This window comes from Paenibacillus sp. IITD108, from assembly GCF_036541265.1.
Taxonomy (GTDB): Bacteria; Bacillota; Bacilli; order Paenibacillales; family Paenibacillaceae; genus Pristimantibacillus.
In genome coordinates this window covers 269,058-288,148 of record NZ_JAZHCT010000002.1, presented here as the reverse complement: position 1 = coordinate 288,148, position 19,091 = coordinate 269,058, and the positions used below count along the sequence as shown (strand labels likewise).

Annotated in this window: 18 protein-coding genes; 11 read left to right on the top strand and 7 right to left on the bottom strand. The window is 44.0% G+C overall.

The features are described from left to right. Positions 1-12: 12 nt before the first annotated feature. The 3 genes from V1L65_RS02885 to mnhG are packed head-to-tail and all read left to right on the top strand — an operon-like array spanning position 13 to position 981. Complete coding sequence (locus tag V1L65_RS02885) at positions 13-351, top strand: Na+/H+ antiporter subunit E (RefSeq protein ID WP_331697552.1); 339 nt, start codon at positions 13-15, stop codon at positions 349-351. Further along, positions 348-638 carry a Na(+)/H(+) antiporter subunit F1 gene (locus tag V1L65_RS02880; RefSeq protein WP_331697551.1) on the top strand — a complete coding sequence of 97 codons (291 nt, stop codon included), beginning with the start codon at positions 348-350 and terminating at the stop codon, positions 636-638. The genes V1L65_RS02885 and V1L65_RS02880 overlap by 4 nt, the downstream gene beginning before the upstream one ends. Then, positions 613-981: a monovalent cation/H(+) antiporter subunit G gene (gene mnhG, locus V1L65_RS02875; RefSeq protein WP_331697550.1), complete on the top strand. Its 369-nt coding sequence runs from the start codon at positions 613-615 to the stop codon at positions 979-981. Before V1L65_RS02880 ends, mnhG begins: the two co-directional genes overlap by 26 nt. Before the next feature lie 105 nt (positions 982-1,086). On the opposite strand, the gene V1L65_RS02870 is transcribed toward mnhG, so the two are convergent. Then, positions 1,087-1,440 (bottom strand): DUF4870 domain-containing protein, encoded by a 354-nt coding sequence (locus V1L65_RS02870; RefSeq protein ID WP_331697549.1) that lies wholly within the window; start codon positions 1,438-1,440, stop codon positions 1,087-1,089. 352 nt (positions 1,441-1,792) lie between these two features. On the opposite strand from V1L65_RS02870, the gene V1L65_RS02865 reads away from it, so the two are divergent. The 6 genes from V1L65_RS02865 to dnaB all read left to right on the top strand — a co-directional run bounded on the left by V1L65_RS02865 (position 1,793) and on the right by dnaB (position 8,691). Beyond that, a complete protein-coding gene (locus V1L65_RS02865) occupies positions 1,793-2,842 on the top strand; it encodes an LCP family protein (RefSeq protein WP_331697548.1) in 1,050 nt (349 codons plus the stop codon). 8 nt (positions 2,843-2,850) lie between these two features. Next, positions 2,851-3,261, top strand: a complete 411-nt coding sequence (locus V1L65_RS02860) for a CBS domain-containing protein (RefSeq protein WP_331697547.1) — start codon at positions 2,851-2,853, stop codon at positions 3,259-3,261. 687 nt (positions 3,262-3,948) lie between these two features. Continuing rightward, on the top strand, positions 3,949-4,851 hold the full coding sequence (locus V1L65_RS02855; protein ID WP_331697546.1) for a DUF2232 domain-containing protein: 903 nt from the start codon (positions 3,949-3,951) through the stop codon (positions 4,849-4,851). Positions 4,852-4,869: 18 nt separating this feature from the next. Beyond that, positions 4,870-6,831 carry a DHH family phosphoesterase gene (locus V1L65_RS02850; RefSeq protein ID WP_331697545.1) on the top strand — a complete coding sequence of 654 codons (1,962 nt, stop codon included), beginning with the start codon at positions 4,870-4,872 and terminating at the stop codon, positions 6,829-6,831. After that, positions 6,828-7,271, top strand: a complete 444-nt coding sequence (gene rplI, locus V1L65_RS02845) for a 50S ribosomal protein L9 (protein WP_331697544.1) — start codon at positions 6,828-6,830, stop codon at positions 7,269-7,271. The genes V1L65_RS02850 and rplI overlap by 4 nt, the downstream gene beginning before the upstream one ends. 64 nt (positions 7,272-7,335) lie before the next feature. Then, positions 7,336-8,691: a replicative DNA helicase gene (gene dnaB, locus V1L65_RS02840; protein ID WP_331697543.1), complete on the top strand. Its 1,356-nt coding sequence runs from the start codon at positions 7,336-7,338 to the stop codon at positions 8,689-8,691. A gap of 78 nt (positions 8,692-8,769) precedes the next feature. Here dnaB and V1L65_RS02835 read toward each other — a convergent pair whose 3' ends face one another. The 6 genes from V1L65_RS02835 to V1L65_RS02810 all read right to left on the bottom strand — a co-directional run bounded on the left by V1L65_RS02835 (position 8,770) and on the right by V1L65_RS02810 (position 16,230). Beyond that, positions 8,770-9,594, bottom strand: coding sequence for an MBL fold metallo-hydrolase (locus V1L65_RS02835; RefSeq protein ID WP_331697542.1), 825 nt, complete (start codon positions 9,592-9,594; stop codon positions 8,770-8,772). 25 nt (positions 9,595-9,619) lie between these two features. Then, positions 9,620-10,447, bottom strand: a complete 828-nt coding sequence (locus V1L65_RS02830; protein WP_331697541.1) for a carbohydrate ABC transporter permease — start codon at positions 10,445-10,447, stop codon at positions 9,620-9,622. A 21-nt stretch (positions 10,448-10,468) separates the two neighbouring features. Beyond that, positions 10,469-11,350 carry a carbohydrate ABC transporter permease gene (locus tag V1L65_RS02825; RefSeq protein ID WP_331697540.1) on the bottom strand — a complete coding sequence of 294 codons (882 nt, stop codon included), beginning with the start codon at positions 11,348-11,350 and terminating at the stop codon, positions 10,469-10,471. Positions 11,351-11,411: 61 nt separating this feature from the next. Beyond that, positions 11,412-12,761, bottom strand: coding sequence for an ABC transporter substrate-binding protein (locus V1L65_RS02820; protein WP_331697539.1), 1,350 nt, complete (start codon positions 12,759-12,761; stop codon positions 11,412-11,414). 93 nt (positions 12,762-12,854) lie between these two features. Next, complete coding sequence (locus V1L65_RS02815; RefSeq protein ID WP_331697538.1) at positions 12,855-14,477, bottom strand: response regulator; 1,623 nt, start codon at positions 14,475-14,477, stop codon at positions 12,855-12,857. Continuing rightward, positions 14,470-16,230 (bottom strand): cache domain-containing sensor histidine kinase, encoded by a 1,761-nt coding sequence (locus V1L65_RS02810; protein ID WP_331697537.1) that lies wholly within the window; start codon positions 16,228-16,230, stop codon positions 14,470-14,472. The genes V1L65_RS02815 and V1L65_RS02810 overlap by 8 nt, the downstream gene beginning before the upstream one ends. A gap of 360 nt (positions 16,231-16,590) precedes the next feature. Here V1L65_RS02810 and V1L65_RS02805 point away from each other — a divergent pair, with 360 nt between their 5' ends. After that, a complete protein-coding gene (locus V1L65_RS02805; protein ID WP_331697536.1) occupies positions 16,591-17,271 on the top strand; it encodes a hypothetical protein in 681 nt (226 codons plus the stop codon). A gap of 158 nt (positions 17,272-17,429) precedes the next feature. Beyond that, positions 17,430-18,998: a M23 family metallopeptidase gene (locus V1L65_RS02800; protein ID WP_331697535.1), complete on the top strand. Its 1,569-nt coding sequence runs from the start codon at positions 17,430-17,432 to the stop codon at positions 18,996-18,998. The last annotated feature ends 93 nt before the right edge of the window (positions 18,999-19,091 follow it).

Below are 19,091 nucleotides of genomic sequence, written 5' to 3'. Positions count from 1 at the left end.
AGGAGGGGCAATATGGCACTATTACGTAAAATCTGGCCAGCATTCAAGCTGCTGGCATTGTTTAATAAAGAGCTGTTTTTATCCAGCTATGCTGTGCTGCGCCATGTCGTCTCTCCACAAATGCGCATGCAGCCAGGCATCGTGGCGCTGGAAACGCAATTAACGTCCAAATGGGAGGTCACGCTATTATCCAGCTTAATTTGTTTAACGCCGGGGACGCTGACACTTGATATTGCTCCTGACGGGAAAACATTATATATCCACGCGATGGATATTGAAGATGCCCAGCAGCTTATCGATCAAATGAAAAATACGTTTGAGCGGGCGATTATGGAGGTGAGCCGGGCATGATAAAGCCGTTATTGATGATCGCCTTGGCATTGCTGGCGCTTGCGATTGCAGGCAGCATGTACAGATTGCTGAAGGGGCCGTCGATCCCGGATCGAATTGCTGCGCTGGATATGATCGGTGTGCTTATTTTGTCCATGGTCGCCATTATTGGCTTGCTGCTCGGGACGAGGGCTTATTATGATCTTATTTTGGTAATTGGAATCGTAACATTTGTCGGTACCACCGCATTTGCCAGATATATTGAAAGAGGAGGCGTGTTTGATGTGGGAGACGATAAAGACAGCTAGTGAAATTGTGCTTTCCTTATTCATTGTTGCGGGAGCTTTCATCAGCTTGCTTAGTGCAATTGGCGTCATACGCTTTGCCGATGTATACTTGCGTTCGCATGCGGCGACAAAAAGCGCCACATTAGGCGTACTCATTATTGTAACCAGTGTGTTTTTGGCGGAATGGATCATAAACGGACATTTTAGCATGAAGCTGATTTTAGGAATCATATTTGTGTTTCTAACCTCGCCTGTAGCGGGCCATCTTAATGGCCGTGCGGCATATCGGTCGGGAGTTCCGCTCTGGGGCAAGAGTGTAAGGGATGATTGGAAGGGAAGCAAAGAGGGACAGAAAAAAATATAATTGGAAGAAGAGCCTGCTGTGTGATAAGATCGCGCAGACAGGCTCGTGTTCATTGATAACCGCGCTGTCCAAAGGACGGCAAAGCCGTTTTTCCTTTGACAAGGCTTAGAAGCGTCGAACCTGCTCATCAACAAAGTCGCTAATAACGGGAATGCGAATCGTTCTGCCTTGCAAAGCAAGCAGCATAAGGGCAATCCACAAAATAAATGTCAGCGGTCCAACGATGATGCCTAGAAGCCAGCCAATAATTGGTATAAACGAAAGAATTAAATTAATGGCTGCCAGTCCGCCAAACACAACCGTTGACTGCATGGCATGGAATTTTACAAAATAGCTCTTCTTTTCTACAATAAGAAATATAATGCCTGTAATGAAGCCTACCAGATAGCATAGCAAGCCTGCTACTTTAGGGTCTAATCCCGTTGAAGACGGATCAGGAGTTACATGTACTGGCTGCATGGAGCGTCATCCTTTCTTGGACATATTCTTGCAATGATTGTATTCCATGCCAGCTGCCGTTATACCTTTTTTATAAGCCAAAAAATTTGTAAAATTTTGCAGAGTGTTGCAAGAACAATTATAATGAGGAAAATTTATATTCGTGATGCAAAAATATGTCGATCTGTAGTGAGCAACAGTTGGAACGAAGATATGCGGGCGGAGAGCGATTTATTACAATTTTTTAATGAGAAGTATTAAAATTGTAAACGGTTTGTAACTTGTTGCCCTGTTTGTTCGTTTAGAATAATGTCGATAATATTTGCTGCTTGATGTAAGATATTGCAGATTCTTGATTGGAGAGGAAACGACGATGAATAGGAAGAGATGGATCTATGCAGGCAGCGCTCTTGCTGTTGCATTGATTGCGGTGCTTTATTTGAATAGAGGAGCTCTGGCCATGCTCGGTTTTGACTGGTTTGTGGAAGGCCATGTTAAGGAGCAATTAGAGAAGACATACCAGCCACTAGAAGGCAGAGAAAATAATTACCCTACCAATGTTGTGAATAAAAAAGCAGACCCAATCGCGTTTCTTCTAATGGGAATTGACCAGAGAGGAAAGGAAACGGGCCGCTCAGACACTTTGCTATATGCAGTAGTTCGTCCATCAGACGGCAACATACTGCTTGTTTCTATTCCTAGAGATATGTATGTTGAGATCGTCGGACGCGACCGGAAGGATAAAATTAACCATGCGTTTGCTTTTGGCGGCGCAGGCATGTCTATGGATACAGTAGAAAAGCTGCTGGATTCTCCGGTGCATTATTATGCTTCAATTAATTTTGAAGGGTTTAAGCAGGTTATCGACGAGTTGGGCGGCATTGCGCTGCCAATCGAGAAAGATATCGAAAACAAAGACCCTAATCATGATTATTTCTTTATTAAAGGCGGCCAAAGTCTTTATAACGGTACAGATGCATTGAATTTCGTCCGATACCGCGAGGATGCCGGCGGGGATATGAGCCGTACGGAGCGCAATCAGCAATTATTAAGTGCAATGATGGATAAAGCTACCAATATGAATCAGTGGATGAAAATTCCCCAGCTGATTAATATACTTGGCAACAACTTTCAAACCGATATGAGACCGGATAACCTTGTCGACTTGGCTCAAGTCATGCTACAGTCTAAACAGAGGAATATTTATAATCACACGCTAGCGGGCGAAGGACATCGTCTGGAAAGCGGCGGAGCCTGGTATTATTTTGCTGACGAGAAGGATTTGAGCAAGGTTCAGGCCATGATCAAAAATTGGCTGGATCCATCCGTGAAGGATGCAAATTTGATTTTGCCTGAAAAATATTTGAAGGATAAGGAATCGCAGGTTCAGTCAATTACTAGTGCTGCTGATAGATCGGAGTGAAACAGTTCATGAATATAGCGTTTTTCTTGCTGCCTAAGCAAGAGGTGATTAGTGTGGCACATGATGCTACACTGAGGCAGACGCTTGAACGAATGGAATATCATCGCTACTCGGCTGTCCCTATTATTAATGATGAAGGCGGATATGTAGGTACTGTTACGGAAGGCGATCTGTTATGGTTTATGAAAAATCGTCCGGACCTCACCTTTGAGGCAACCAATAAAGTAAAGCTAAGTGATGTTCCGTTAAGGATGAATAACAAGACCGTGCAGATTGATGCTAATATGGAGGATTTGATTTCTCTGGCCAAGCAGCAGAACTTCGTTCCCGTTATTGATGACCGCAATCATTTTATTGGTATTGTACGCAGAAGTGAAATTATTGATTACTGCCAGAAACGTCAGGAATACTGGAAATAGCCAGTATTTCTGGCGTTTTCTTTTTTGTTGCTCTTATAGCTTGATCTCCGTGCGTTTCTGCATAGAATCGTCCAGGTGTGACCTGGTTGGTCAGACGTTCCGTTATAATGCTGAAAGTAGCAGTTTTAAGGAGGTAAAGTGACAGACGTTCCGTTATTGGCTAATAATTGGCTGAAATCGCCCCAATTATAGCTGCATAACGGAATGAGTGTCAGCGAAAATTGAAAAAAGGTGATTTTAGGGCAAATAGCGGATCGTATGACCACTACAGTTACCTATATAAAGCTATCTCTTCTGCATCAATTGCAATGTGACTCTCAACCGCTAACAACCAGCATTTTTGTATATAAAAACGCAGCGCCGCCAAAGCTGCACCATTCTTGGCTCACTTGAGTGGAATTAATATCTAATATAATGCGTTCAAAATGATTTATGTTATAATGGAGGAATAGTGATTTGATAAGCGGTATGCTCTGGAAAGCTTATAGAATGTAAGCTAATCTATCCTGGAAATAATAGAAAGTATAAGTTTTTAACTTATCCTGTTTCTATATTCATCGGTAAACGCGCCTGTCCTATGGACGACGAAGCCGTTAATCCTTGCATACTTTGATTTGAGGAAATTTTTTACACTTTCTTCATGAGCCAAACAAAAAATGAATATGTAAATTCTAAGAGGTGAATCGTTTGAAAACTGGCTTGAAACCAGTGCTTTGGAGTGCAGCCGCTCTAATTACACTATTGCTGCTTGTTGTGCCTGTACTAAACTTCCCCGCACTATGGTTCATTATGGTGCCTTTTGTAGTCCTCTACACGACATTGCCCAGGAAATCATTTGTATTATGTCTAATACCGATTGCGGTAATAGCAAGTATAATTATAAATTCGGCTATTATGATGATAGGGCTGTTTTTCGTTGTGCCTTCAATCGTCATGGGGCATTTATATCAGAAGGGCGCATCGGCAGGCAAAGTTATTCGCACAGTGTCGATCGTATTTTTGGCGCAAATTATGCTGGAGCTGTTATTGTTCAAGCTTCTGCTTGATTATTCTTTGATTAAAGAAATAGGCGACTATATACGCACGTTATTCCAGCAGCTGGCAGACAGCAACTTGCTTATGCCGAATTGGAACAGCGATATGACAGAACTGATGATTCGCACGGTGCTGAACGCAATTCCATTATCGTTTATTATGCTTTCATTTCTTTATACGGTATTTACTCATTTCATTTCCAGACGCATTCTTAACAAGCAAGGAATGGAAATTGCTGCATTTCCACAAGCTAAGGATTGGCGATTGCCGCGTATCCTTGTGTTCTATTACTTGATTGCTTATGTAGGGGATATGATGATTTCACCTACGGACCAGTCATTTATAGCGATTGCTTTGTTGAATCTAGTACCTCTGCTTTCCTATGTATTCGCCATTCAGGCCATCGGATTATTTTTCTTTATCGCTGATCAGCGCGGCTGGCACAAGTCAGTACCTTTATTGCTGGCCATACCTGTGCTGCTATTTCCGCCGCTTAGCCTGATTGGAGTGCTGGATACCGCATTTCCAATCCGCAAGTCATTTACGAAATCATAGCACGGGAGCGAGTGAGAAATGCCAAAGTTTTTGGTAGCAAAATGGAATGGAACGCATCAGCTGTGGCTATTTGCTGCCATGCTTGTCATGGCTGCCGCGCTAGCCTGGTTTAATTGGCTGCTTGGCGCTGCTGCGCTGCTGCTTGCTATTGCTACAGCCATATATTACATCATGGTTGAGAAACAAAACCGCAAGGAACTGAAAAATTATATTGCCACGCTATCTTATCGATTGCATAAGGCGGGGATTGCGATTAGCAATGAGCTCCCGTTTGGCATTATTTTATATAATGAAGATCGCAAAATCGAATGGCATAATGGATATATAGCGGGTATGCAGGAGCGGGAATCGCTGATAGGCCTGCCTCTTACAGAACTTTTTCCGACCTTGCAGCACGGCAAGGACCGGGATGGCATCGTAGAAGCGGCAGTCGGCACGCAAATGTTCAGCCTGCTTTTCAAGCCCAAAGAACGCATATTGTTTGTAAACAACATAACGGATTTATGGCAAATCAGCCGCAGGTACGAGGATGAAAAGCTGTCTCTCGGTATTGTGATGATCGATAATTTGGATGAGGTTACAACGGGGCTTGATGACCATCAGCGCAGCTCACTCCTGTCAAAAGTAACGACAGCCATTACCGAATGGGCGCAAAAGTATGAAATATATCTTAAACGGCTTAACTCTGACCGTTTTTTACTTATAACAGATTTGCAAAAGCTGCGGCAGCTTGAGCAGTCGCGCTTTGTTATTTTGGATGAAGTACGGGAGATGACTTCTGATCAAAAAATTCCAGTTACACTGAGCATAGGCTTTGCGGCACTCGCTGAGGATGCTGTGGAGCTTGGACAATGGGCACATATGAGCCTTGATATTGCACTTGGACGCGGGGGCGATCAGGCGGCGGTCAAGATTGGCAGCAGACAGTCATTCTATGGCGGCAAGTCGAATGCTGTTGAGAAGCGGACCAGGGTGCGCGCCCGCGTCGTGGCGCATGCGCTGCGGGATTTGATGAAGGAAAGCCACAACATTGTTATTATGGGACATAAAATGCCGGATATGGATGCGGTGGGAGCTGCCATAGGTGTGCTTAAAGCTGCACAGCTATTCGGCAAAGAGGCTTACATTGTGCTGGAGGGCATAAACCCAGCTATTCAAAAAATGATGGAGCTGCTGCGGGAGGATGAAAAGCTGTCTCGGCGATTTGTATCGCCAGAGCAGGCTGCCAATTTAATCGCGCCGCAATCGCTCGTTGTTGTGGTCGATACCCATAAAGCATCTATGGTGAAGGAGCCAAAGCTGCTGCAGCAGACCGATCGTATTGTCGTAGTTGATCATCATCGCAGAGGCGAGGAGTTTATTGCCAATCCGATTCTTGTATATATGGAGCCGTATGCTTCATCCACCTGTGAGCTTGTCACGGAGCTGCTGCAATATATTCATGATCGTGTTACCCTTGATGTACGGGAATCTACAGCGCTTCTAGCAGGAATAACCGTCGATACAAAAAGCTTCTCGCTCCGCACGGGCGCCAGAACCTTTGAAGCTGCTTCATTTCTGCGCCGTCATGGGGCAGATTCTGCGATGATTCAACGCATGCTGAAGGAAGATTTGCAGGAGTACATCATTAAGGCAGAAATAATTAAGCATGCTGAAGTTTACTATGATCATATCGCTATTGCTATCGCAGAGAGCGGCCGTCAATATTCGCAGCTGCTGATTGCGCAATCGGCAGATACACTGCTTAATATGACTGGCATAAGAGCTTCGTTTGTGATCGGCGAGCGTCCAGACGGCTTAATTGGCATAAGTGCCCGTTCTCTTGGTCAAATGAATGTTCAGGTTGTCATGGAGCGTATAGGCGGCGGGGGCCATCTAACCAATGCTGCTGCTCAGCTGGAAACAACAGTTGAGGAAGCTGCTGATCAATTGAAGGCTATATTAGCGCAAATTGAAAAGGAAGAGGGGTTATTTGAATGAAAGTAATTTTTCTTAAAGATGTTAAAGGTCAAGGCAAACGCGGTGACGTAAAGGATCTGTCCGAAGGCTATGTACGCAATTTTTTATTGCCGAAGGGCCTCGTTAAAATTGCATCGGAAGGCAATATTAAGACGTTAGAGGTACAAAATGCATCTGCAGAAAAGCGTAAAGCAGAGGAAAAACGCGAAGCGGAAGCGCTTGGCAAAAAGCTGGAGGAAATGACCATCTTAGTAAAAGCGAAGTCAGGCGAAGGCGGGCGTTTGTTCGGAGCGGTTACCTCTAAACAAATAGCGGAAGCTCTCGCTGCCAGCAGCATTAAAATTGATAAGCGTAAAATTGAGCTGGATGAGCCTATTCGCACCTTAGGTGTAACTCAGGTTTCAATTAAGCTTCACCCGGAAGTGAAAGCGAAGCTTAATGTTCAAATTGCTGAAGAATAAGGATAAATAGCTTTCGCATCCCATGCAGTTTGAAAGATGGTTAAAAATGAAGGAGTAGTGCGCAATGAGTAACGAGCTGATGTTTGATCGTATCCCTCCTCAAAACTTAGAAGCGGAGCAGGCTGTTATTGGTGCAATTCTTCTCGTGCCAGAGTCATTGATTACGGCTATGGAGAGATTGAGAAGCGAAGATTTTTATAGCTCAGCCCATCAGCGCATCTACGAGGCGATGATTGAGCTTGGCGAGAACAATCAGCCGATAGACTTGGTCACGCTCACTTCACATCTGCTCGATCAACAGCAGTTAGAGGATATAGGCGGCGTTAGCTACTTGGCCAAATTGGCCAATGCAGTGCCGACAGCCGCGAATGTAGATTATTATGCTCAAATCGTAGAAGAAAAGTCGATGCTGCGCCGATTGATACGAACGGCTACGAATATCGTATCCGATGGTTATGCGAGTGCGGATGATATCGGCGTGCTGCTAAGCGATGCCGAGAAGCAAATTCTTGAAATATCCAATAGACGCTCCAGCAGCGGGTTTATATCAATACGCGACGTATTGATGGAAGTTTTTGAGAAGGTAGAGTTCTTATATTCCAATAAAGGCGGAACCTCTGGCATTCCGTCCGGATTTGTGGATTTGGATCGTATGACAGCAGGCTTCCAGCGAAGCGATCTGATTATCGTGGCGGCCAGACCGTCCGTAGGAAAGACGGCGTTTGCCCTTAATATAGCGCAAAATGTCGGCGTCAGAGCTCGTGAAACGGTAGCGATATTCAGTCTGGAGATGTCGGCGGCACAGCTCGTACAGCGTATTATTTGTGCCGAGGCGAATGTGGATGCCACCCGTATGCGTACAGGAAGTCTTGAAGGCGATGATTGGGAGAAGCTTACGATGGCAATTGGCGCATTGTCGGAGGCTGAAATATATATCGATGACACACCTGGCGTGACCGTAGCGGATATACGCTCCAAATGCCGTCGTTTGAAGAAGGAACGCGGTCTGGGCATGATTCTGATCGACTATTTGCAGCTTATTCAAGGGCGCGGCAAGGCGGGGGAAAATAGGCAGCAGGAAGTATCCGAAATTTCTCGTACGCTCAAGATGATCGCGAGAGAGCTGGAAGTGCCGGTTATCGCTCTGTCACAGCTGAGCCGCGGCGTAGAGCAGCGCCAGGACAAGCGTCCGATGATGTCCGACCTTCGGGAATCCGGTTCGATTGAGCAGGATGCCGATATCGTAGCGTTTTTGTACCGTGACGATTACTACGATAAGGAATCTGAGAAAAAAAATATAATTGAAATCATTATCGCTAAGCAGCGTAACGGTCCTGTTGGCACGGTTGAGCTAGCATTTTTGAAAAACTTTAATAAGTTCGTGAACTTGGATCGTTCGCACCAGGAGCCGGCTTCATAATATATAATGGAATGGATAAAACCCGCCAGATGGAGAGGAACGAAATGTTCCTTATCCGCTTGGCGGGTTTTCTTCACTTTATATTTCTACAATTAAGCCATCATACGCTGTTGTAATGCCATGACGTTCGAAAATAGCTTCCAAGTCTTCATGCAGTAATTGTGCATTATGAGAGAAATGTGTGACTATGACAGGTGCATTTTGTTTCAATAATTGCTCTAGGCGCAGCTTGGCGACTGTTTCCAATACAGCGTCAACATTCATATGAGTAAGCCGATAATGGTTGTAACCCATTGTACACTCCAAAACAACCAAATCGAGCGGCAGAGCTTCCTGCTCCAGCCATTCCCACACATCAGAAGGGAAATCCCCGCTGTCATGCCCATATAGAATGGCTTTCCCATCCTTTTCAATATAAAAGATAAAGCAGGTCTCCAGGGGATCATGGCTTGCCGGCAGAGGAACTATGCTGGCCGTTTGCAGCTTTGTCCTTACAAAAGGCTGCAGTCTGTTCAATTGGAACTTTTGCTGCAAGCCACCGTTAACAGCCAGTATATGCATACATTTGGATAGGACAAGATCGTTTCCATAAAGCTGTAATGTATGGTCGAGCGATTTGCCATAGCCCGGCAAGCGGGCAGCAAGATCTTCCGCATAGAGATGGTCGGAATGAGAATGGGTGAATAGGATGTCTTTTACTTGCTCATAATTGAGTCCAAAACGGTGCATATGATGCAAGGAATCTGGCGGAAAATCGATTTTCAGCTCATTGTCGATCATAGCGGATGTGCGGGAACGAATATTTTTGCCGCCAAGCTGAATAGCTTTTTTACATAAGTCACAAGTACAGAATAATGAAGGAATTCCCTCAAAAGCAGCGGTTCCCAATAACTGCAGTTTCAATGACTTGACCTCCAATCCCTATACGTTAGCCCTTCACAGCTGAACTGACTGTCAGTGCTCGTTCCACTTGCTCAGAGAAAATCAAATATACGATAATGGTAGGCAAAGTGGACAGAACCATGACAGCTCCCATCGCTCCCCAATCTGAAGTAAATTGTGTTTGGAAATAGAGCAAACCAAGCGGTATTGTCTTGAGCGCAGTTTTACTGATCATAACAAGCGCTACTAAAAACTCGTTCCACGCATTCAAGAAAACGAAGATGCTGACAGAAGCAACAGCGGGCTTAACAAGCGGCAAGATAATACGAAAGAATGTCGTATAAATACTTGCTCCATCAATAGCTGCCGATTCCTCGATTTCGTAAGGCAATGATCGGAAAAACGCATAAAAGACGATGGATGCAAACGATAGCTGAAAGGCTACATAAGGCAATATTACAGCTAAATACGTATCTTGCAAATGAAGTTGCCTGTTTAGTATTAATAAAGGAATTAAAATAATTTGCATCGGGATAAACATACCGGCTGTCATATAGATCCGGCTGATCTCAGAAAATTTCCATGTCATGCGGGCGGTAGCATATGAAAACATTAATGCTAAAAATACAGTAATCGCGACCGTTCCTGCTGAGACAATTAAGCTGTTTTTAAAGTGCAGTATAAGATCAAACGCCGCAAAAGCATTTTTGTAGTTTTCAATCCGCCAAATCTCCGGTATTCCAAAAACGTTAGTTGAGAAAATTTCCTCATTGTTTTTAAAGGAATAAAAGAGCAGCCAAACTAGCGGATACAGGCTGACAATGACATAGAAGGATAACGGACCGTAAGCCAGCGCCCTCTTGGATGTTCGCATTAACATATGATCCTCCCCGTCCTAGTAACTGATCTTCTCTCGTGCTATTAATTTGTTAATAAGAATCGTCATAATCAAACATTGAATAACAAGCACAGCAGCAGCTGCAGAGCCATAGCCGTATTCACCGGAACGGAAGGCGGCTTTGTACATCATAAATGTAAAGGTGTATGAGATATTGCCAGGTCCGCCATTGGTCATAACGAACATGTTTTGGAAAGCATTCAGCCCGCCTGTAATAGCTATAACCAAGCAGAACTTATAGGTTTCGCCTAATAACGGGATAGTGATGCGTGTATGGGTTTTCCAAAAGGAGGCGCCATCGAGCGTCGCTGCCTCATACAAATGTTCAGGAATGGATTTGATCGCAGCATAAATGAGCACCAAATGGACACCCATATTTTGCCAAGCATTAGTAAATGCAATAGCCCAAATCGAAGTATGCTCTCCGCTAAGCCATGCTTGCTGATAATTAAACCCGAATAAGGAAAACAAGCTGTTCAATAGTCCGCCATCTGCGTTATATATCGCGATCCACAATTGAGAAACAACAACACCTGACAATACAACCGGGATGAAATAGCTTGTTCTAAAAAATTTGCGTCCACGCAATGTCTTGGAGCTCATCGCAATTGCGAGCACGGTGCCCAGTCCGATCTGATAGATAACGAGTACAAAGGCAAAGATGAACCCGTTCTTTAAGGAAACCCAGAAGTCATCGTCTTCCCAAAGTCTTGTATAGTTATCTGTGCCGATATAAACCGGTGCCGTCAGACCGTTCCAATCAAAGAAGCTTTTCTGAAAGGTTTGAATGATTGGATAGACAACCATGACAGTGAAAAATAGCAGGGTAGGGACAGTAAATACAAGGACAGCCAGTCTGTATTTCTGTTTTGCAGTCATAGGGTCCTCCTCGAAATAACAGGTTACCCCGGTTAGCACCGGGATAACCTGCTGTTGGTCATTATTTGCGCGCTTGCTCTAACACCTTGTTCGTTTCTTCAATAAATTTCTCTGGCGCTTGACCTGCAAGCAGTTTTTGCGAGTTATCCTCGATCATCGTCTTGAATTTAGCATTCTCATAACCCCAAGCGAAAGTAGTCATCGTTTGGAAATTAGCAGATTGCTCCGCATAAAATTTTTGAATAGCCGTGAATCCGCCGTTAGGCTCGATATCTTCTACCAAGATAGAGTTCGGGTCGCCGATTTGAATAACGCGTTGCTTGGCAAATTCGATAGAGAACAGTGCCGCGTATTCAGCTGCGATTTCTTTGTGCTTGGAATTTTTAGATACGGCAAAGCCTTGGTTGAAACCGCCGCCGCTTACATTCCACTTCACATTGTCGGCAATATCAGCATCCTTCAGTGGTGTGAACAGCATGCCCAGCTTATCGCCAAGCTTTTCTTCTATGCTGCCCATTCCCCATGAGCCATTAACGAACATCGCTGCTTTTTCGGAGGTGAACAATGCATTGGCATCGTCTGCAGTCGTGTTAAATGCATTTTTGGACAAAAGACCGGCAGAAACCAGCTCGGCTACTTTATGAACCGCTTTGGAGAATGCTTCGTCAGAGAAATTCCCTTCGCCATTGTCCAGTTTTTTGATGCCTTCAACATCGTAGCCGACAGTTGCCATATCCAAAAGCAGAACACCAGGCCACTTTTCTTTAGCAAATACAGACAAAGGAGTAATATCTGTTGCAGCAAAAGCTTTTACTGCTGCTAAAAACTCATCATAGTTTTCTGGAACTTTTACATTGTGCTTTTCAAATAAATCTTTGTTGTAATAAATAACGCCTGCCCACTGACCAACGTTTGGTACTGTGTAGGAGTGCCCATCCTTATTGCGAAGCATCGGTTTGGAGGACTCGTTCAGCAAAGATTCAATATTGTGTTTTTCTACATACTCGTCGAGAATCATCAAATGCTCGGATTTTTTCAACGTCTCAATCAAGCCGCTGGAAGCAAAGAAGATGTCTGGCAAAGTGCCTGCTGCGGCATATGTTTTAATTTTTTGCTCATCATCCTGTGCAGCTACTTCAAATTCTACTTCAACGTTCGGCATCACTTTTTTCAGCTCGTCGCGCGCTGCATCATAAACTCCTTTTTCTAAGCCGCTGTATTGAGCGTAGAAGTTAAGCTTGACAGTTTCACCGCTGTTGTCCGGCGGGTTTTTCGTTTCGGCATTATTGTTTTTCTCTGTATTGGACGGATTGCTTGATGGAGCAGGCTCCTTGCCGCCTCCACATGCGGAAAGCGTTAACATTACTAGCATAAGTGCAAACAGTAACAGTGAAGCTTTTTTGGCTTGCATGATTATTCCCCCTAGTTACGTGATAAGCCTATTGTATATAGCGGAGCTGGAATCGATAATGGACGATTCGGAACATCCATGTCTTTTTACGTTCTATTTTGAGCGCAGCACTTCAAATTCACTTGGTGACAAGCCTGTATATTTCTTAAATCGTTTGCTGAAATGGCTGGCGTCATTGTAGCCGCTCATTTCGGCTACATCGGTCAAGCGTAAATTTTGTCCGCTGCTGAGCAAGCTTTTTGCCTGCTCCATCCGCAGCTCCAAAATATAGTCACTGACGCTTTTGCCCAGCTCCTGATTAAAAATTTTGAGCAAATAACGAGGTTGTATATAGACATGCTTGGCTACATCCTCCACCTTTAATTGACTGTTAGTGTAGTGAACTTGAATAAAAGCCAGTGCCTGTTTGAGTAAACGGTTGGATTTGGAAGGCTTCGACTGTTTGGATTTATCGCATACCGTTATATAGAGCTCCCTGATCCAGCCGAAAGCTGCTTCGAGTGATGGCTGCTCCAGCACATCCTGCGGAGAAAACTGCTCTAGCAGCATATCCTCCGTTGATTTGCCCAATTCATAAATATAAGTAAGCGCTAATGATACGAGGCTGGATAAAATAAGCTGTGTATATTCCATTGCCAGCTGATGTGAAGTGACATGTGCTTGAATCGTTTTTAAACTGTTCTCAATTCCCGCTGTATCGTGGCTGCGCAGTTGAACTAGCAGCTTTTCATTAATTTCGCTTGGATAGAAGCCTGCATTGGCGAAGCGTTGCTTCATCTCCTCAAAATAGAGCACATCGGCAAGCTGCATCGTCATTTTGTTCGAAAGAGCAATTACGGCTTCCTTGTATGAGCTGCGAATACAGGATAGACCAAGCCCGGCACTGCCTGCACCGATCGTTACACTAAATCCGAAATGCCGTTTAATCAGTGAGCATAGCTTTAACAAAGCCGCGTTCGTTTGCTCCTCCTCTTCTTTCGACAATAATGCGGTATGATCGTATCGTGTTGTCTCCTTGTTGAATTGAAGCAACAGCACGACTCTGTTTTCCGGGCCGTTGCCAATATAAAATTGACCGTCGATCTTAATTAAATCTTGAAGCAGGTTGGCAATAATCGATTTAAATAACCGAATATCATGTGCGCTTGGTTCGTGATCCTGCAAATGATCAATTTCGACTGTGAACACTTGAAATACCCCATCGGTTTGTTGGAGATAAGCTGTAATTTGCTCACGCATCAAATCATTATTTTCTGAAAACTCGTTGCTAATTAATTGATTCAGCATAGTTTCACGCCAAACGGTTTGTTCTTTTAATGCTTTATTATGCTCTTGTCTTGTTTTTTCAAGTTTGCTTTTCACCTTGGCAAGCGCAGTTTGCAGTTCGTCCTCATCGAATGGTTTTAAAATATAATCATCCACATTCAGCTTAAGCGCCTGGCGAGCATACTCGAATTCACTATGCCCCGTTATCATCAGAATAGCTGTATGTGGGAACTGCTCTTTAATAGCAGCAGCCAAATCAATGCCGTTCATAAACGGCATATTAATATCAAGCAGTGCAATGTCCGGCTGTTTGTCCCGAATGAGCTCAAGCGCTTCTTTGCCGTTGCCAGCCTCCCCCACGATATGGAAGCCATGCGCCCTCCAATCAATGACATGCCAAAGAAATTTACGGTAAACCGCTTCATCATCTGCAAAAATAACTTTATACATAAGGAGTTTCTCCAATCATCGGAAATTCCAGCAGCACTGTTGTACCTTCTCCTTGCCTGCTGGTTATGGTTACGCCATATTGGTCGCCAAAGTAAAGCTTGATCCGCTCATGCACACTGTGAAGACCGAAGGAATCTTCATTGTTATCACCTTGTAACAGTCCAGCCAGCTTTTGCGGAGCAATGCCAAGTCCGTCATCGGTAATTTTTAATTGTATGATTTGCTGGTGCATAACGCCAGTGACGGATATATGCCCAGCTGTTCCGTTTTCTTTCAGCCCATGATAAATCGCATTCTCAATTAACGGCTGCAGCGTCAATTTGGGAATGGAGCCGTTCAGCAATTCATTTTGAATATGAACAGAGAAGGTAAACATATCCGGATAACGAGCCTTTTGAATATAAAGATAACTGTTCACATTGCGAATTTCTTCCCGAATTGAAATGATTTCCTTCCCGTTGCTAAGGCTTACCCGATAGTAATCGGCAAGTGCCTTGACAGCCCGGCTTGCCTCAATGCTTTCGCCAGATTTGCACAAAACATAGATCAAATCCAATGTGTTATAGAAAAAATGAGGCTTTATTTGCTCTTGGATTAAGGCAAGTTCGTATTCGCGCTTTTGTTGCTGTTCTTCCTTAATTCGTATAAGAAGATCGTTCACTCTGCCAAGCATCATATTCAGTCCCGCACCGAGAATGCCGATCTCATCACTGCTCCTTACCTGGACCGGACGATCTATATTTTCGTCGCGGATCCGATTAATATGCTTGGCAAGAGAAATAATTGGCGAAGCAATTGCTTTGGAAAGAATAATAGCGCCAAGCAAAGCAAGCAGCAAACAGATGCCGGCAGCAATTAGAATAACGGAGGATACTTTACGGGTTTGCTTTGTTAGCTCCATGAGCGGAATTTCATTGACGAGCGTCCAATCCATCTTGTCAAAATGCATTGTGCTTCGCAAAAATTGGTCTGAACGATCTGCTAGCTCTGAGTCGGACAAGACAGGTTGTAAAATCTGCTCACTTCGGGAGGAGGAAATAATCATTCCTCGATTGTCTGTAATGTAGTAACCATTCGATTGCACAGGTCCTACTGGAGCATAGACAGAAGATAGTGTTTTCTCATTAATGTTGACGAATAAATAACCAAGTAAATCAAGCGATTCGGTGTCATATATTTTTTTGCCTGCAGTAAGCACCGGCTCCTCGGGAGCAAGCGACCAAAACTCACGTTTTTCCATCGAAAACCAAATGGGCAATCCGTTGCTGGCAGCAACAGCTTCAAACATCGGGCTGGAGAATCCCTCGATAGAGCCTGCAACAAGCCGATGATCGGTCACATAAACATTGTAGCTGCGGTCAACAAAAACAGCGGATTCTACCTCCGGAAAAATAAGCTTGGCAATGTCCAGCTTCATTTCTATTTGGTTGCGGATAATATAATCCGGATTGATAGGAATTTGTGTCATAGGCTTGGGTGCTCCGTCTTGCAGCTTTAGTCCGGCTTCCTTGTTCAAATCGAGCATCGCATTATTGGCAAAGCTTTCAGCTGCTCCCAATATGGCATCAATACGGGTCGTTATAAGTCCGGACTCATCCCGCATATTTTTTTTGGTTTGGGCAATAACAGCGTCCGTATTGATCTTGTAAGAAAAAAAGCTGAGCAATAAAAGGGGAATGAGCACCAGCGGCACATAAATAATAATAATTTTGTATTGAATTTTTTGTTTGCGAAACCACGCAATCGCTTTCATCTGCTTTGTTCATCCTTCCTTTTCTGAACATATAAAAAGTATAAGGACGGCGGAAGCCGTTTCTGCTTGACAGCATAATAATTTGATATGAATTATAGGACTGAAATGAGGCGCAGACAAGAAGCAAGGAAAAAACATATGTCCATTTACCAAAATATCATAGTTTAAATTACATAAAAAAAGGATATTTTCACAGAAACGGCTGTCCAATAAAGTGAAATCGAAAGGCAGCAAGACGGGTATGCAACTCTTTCATGTTGACCATAATGAAAGATAACTAGATATTGTGAAACGTTATTCTATGAAATGTGTCTGCTCTGGCGGGAGGGATAGTGGTTCGTCGGAGGAAGGAGTGAGGGTATGTTTAAACGCGCTATAGAGATAATCAAATTGGCGGCAGCAGTCATTCTCATCAGTACGATAACGATATGGACAACGGGTATTATTGTAACCCATTATCTGGATTCGTTATTGAAGCAATATAATATCCCTTTTGATACGAAGCCTGTCGTAGTATCCGGTTTTTGGGGGACATTGTGGGGAGCTAACCCGCCAGTTAAGTCAAATTCCACTCAGGAGCCGGGTGATGCAGTAGAAGTATTTGGCCAGCTTCCAGACAGCCTTGAGACCGATTCTGAGTCTGATAATACGAATACAGGAACAGAAACGGAAACGGAATCGGAAACAGAAACGGATACAGAAATTGACGGCAATCAAACGGATCCTGCTGGCGCAGATGACGAAGGGGATCTGGACCCGCTTATTAACGGAAATAAAGGAAGCTCGGATATAGATGGCGTAGATACGGCTATGACTATGGAGGAAATAACATCCGTAAAGGACAGCATCAGCCCTGCGGATAAGGAGCAATTATTTGCGATGCTGGTAGGCAAACTGCCGGAAGAAACATGGCAGCAGCTATCAGAAATCGTCGAAGACGGCGTAACGGAGCAAGAGCTTTCGACGATTCAGCAGCTGATGGCGATGCATCTGGATAAGGCTGAATACGAGGAAATGATGAATATTCTGAAAAAATATTAATTTTGTGTTTAGTTTGTAAAGGTTGCCCCATTAAAGAATGATATGATACAGTAATAGGCGAGTGCTCCAACGGGAGAATTCGTCTTTTTTCTCGTTTGTACTCGTAAATCTATCAGCGGAAGTGCGAAAAGGAGACAATCATGACCGATTTCAGGGACATGAGTCGTATTAAGAAATTCTGGAATCAAACGATTCAGTATGTTCGTGGTACGCGCTCGCAAGACTTGAAGGGCAAGAGTGATCAACAAGAAGCCGCAGCAGTTGCAGCACCGCTTTGGCGTAGAAAGTCAGTTCAGATTATTGGCGGGGCAGTCATTTTATTGACAGCTGCTGGTCTAATAGGCTATCAACAATACACTCAATATATCAAAGCAAATACATTTGAATTTTTCCATGTTTCTATGAATGGACAGGAAATAGGAACCGTTAGCAGCACAGAGCAAGTGGATGAGCTGATTGCCAGCAAGCTAAGCGAAGTTAAAGCAGCTAATCCTGATCTTCAGATGGAATTGAATACTGGATTGATTACATATGAAAGCGAAAGTGCTTTTAAGCCGCAAATCGATGCTGACGCGACACTGTCGAAGCTAGGTTCTATGTTTACCTCTTATGCGGTAGGCGTTGAAGTCAAGGTAGATGGCAAGGTAGTCGGTGTAGTAAAGGACCAGGAAACAGCGGACAGCATTTTGCTTCGCATTCAAGGCAAGTATGCTCCGGAGTTAGTTGCACAAAGCAAAAACCCACGCTCAGTAATGGCTCTATCCTATAATAAGGATGGCGATGAAGAGAAGAGCGCAGATGCAGCTGCTGACGAAGAAGTTAAACCTGGCCGTGTGGTCAGTGAAGTAGAATTTGTTGAGAAGGTAGACTTGAATAACACAAATATCGATCCGGAAGCGGTTGAGGATCCGGAGCAGCTATATAAAAGATTGACGGAAGGCTCGCCTAAGCCTACAAAATATGTCGTACAAAAAGGCGATTGCGTAGGATGTATTGCCCACAAGTTTGATATTTCCCCACAGGTTATTTACGAGAATAACCCTTGGATCAAGGACGATATGATTCGTGTAGGCGATGAGCTTGATTTAACAGCCATTCAGCCTGAGATTACCGTTCGAACAGCGGAGAGCTTGGTCGAGGTTGAAGCGATTGCGGCACCTGTAGAGGTACAGAAGAACAACACAATGCCAGTTGGACAATCGAAAGTAATCCAGGAAGGTGTTGAAGGCTCACAGCGTTTAACATACCGCATATCCAAGGAAAACGGCTATGTCATTAGCGAAGAGCTTATAAGCAAGGAAGTGCTGCTAGAGCCGGTTCCTGAAATTGTCGAAAAAGGAACGATGGTAGTCATCGGAGAAGGCTCAGGCAAATTCGCTCTGCCGGTTACCAATTACCGTATTACGAGCAAGTTCGGTCAACGTTGGGGCCGTCTGCATAAGGGCGTAGACTTTACAGGCAATAAAACGATTCTTGCATCCGATGCCGGCGAAGTTGAATTTGTTGGCAGAAAGAGCGGTCTGGGCAATACCGTTATTATTAATCACAAAAACGGCTATAAAACAGTGTATGGCCATTTGAGCTCCTATAAGGTTAGCAAAGGCGATAAAGTGAAGAAGGGCGCTTCGATTGCAATTATGGGCAACACAGGCAACTCCACTGGAACGCATCTACATTTCGAAATTCATAAAAACGGCGTTGCACAAAACCCGTTAAAGTACTTATAAACTTATACTCATTATTTTAAACACTGCTCGCCATAATCTGTGGACATTAAGTTCCAGCTTACGGATGGGCAGTGTTTTTGTTTTGCTGACAAA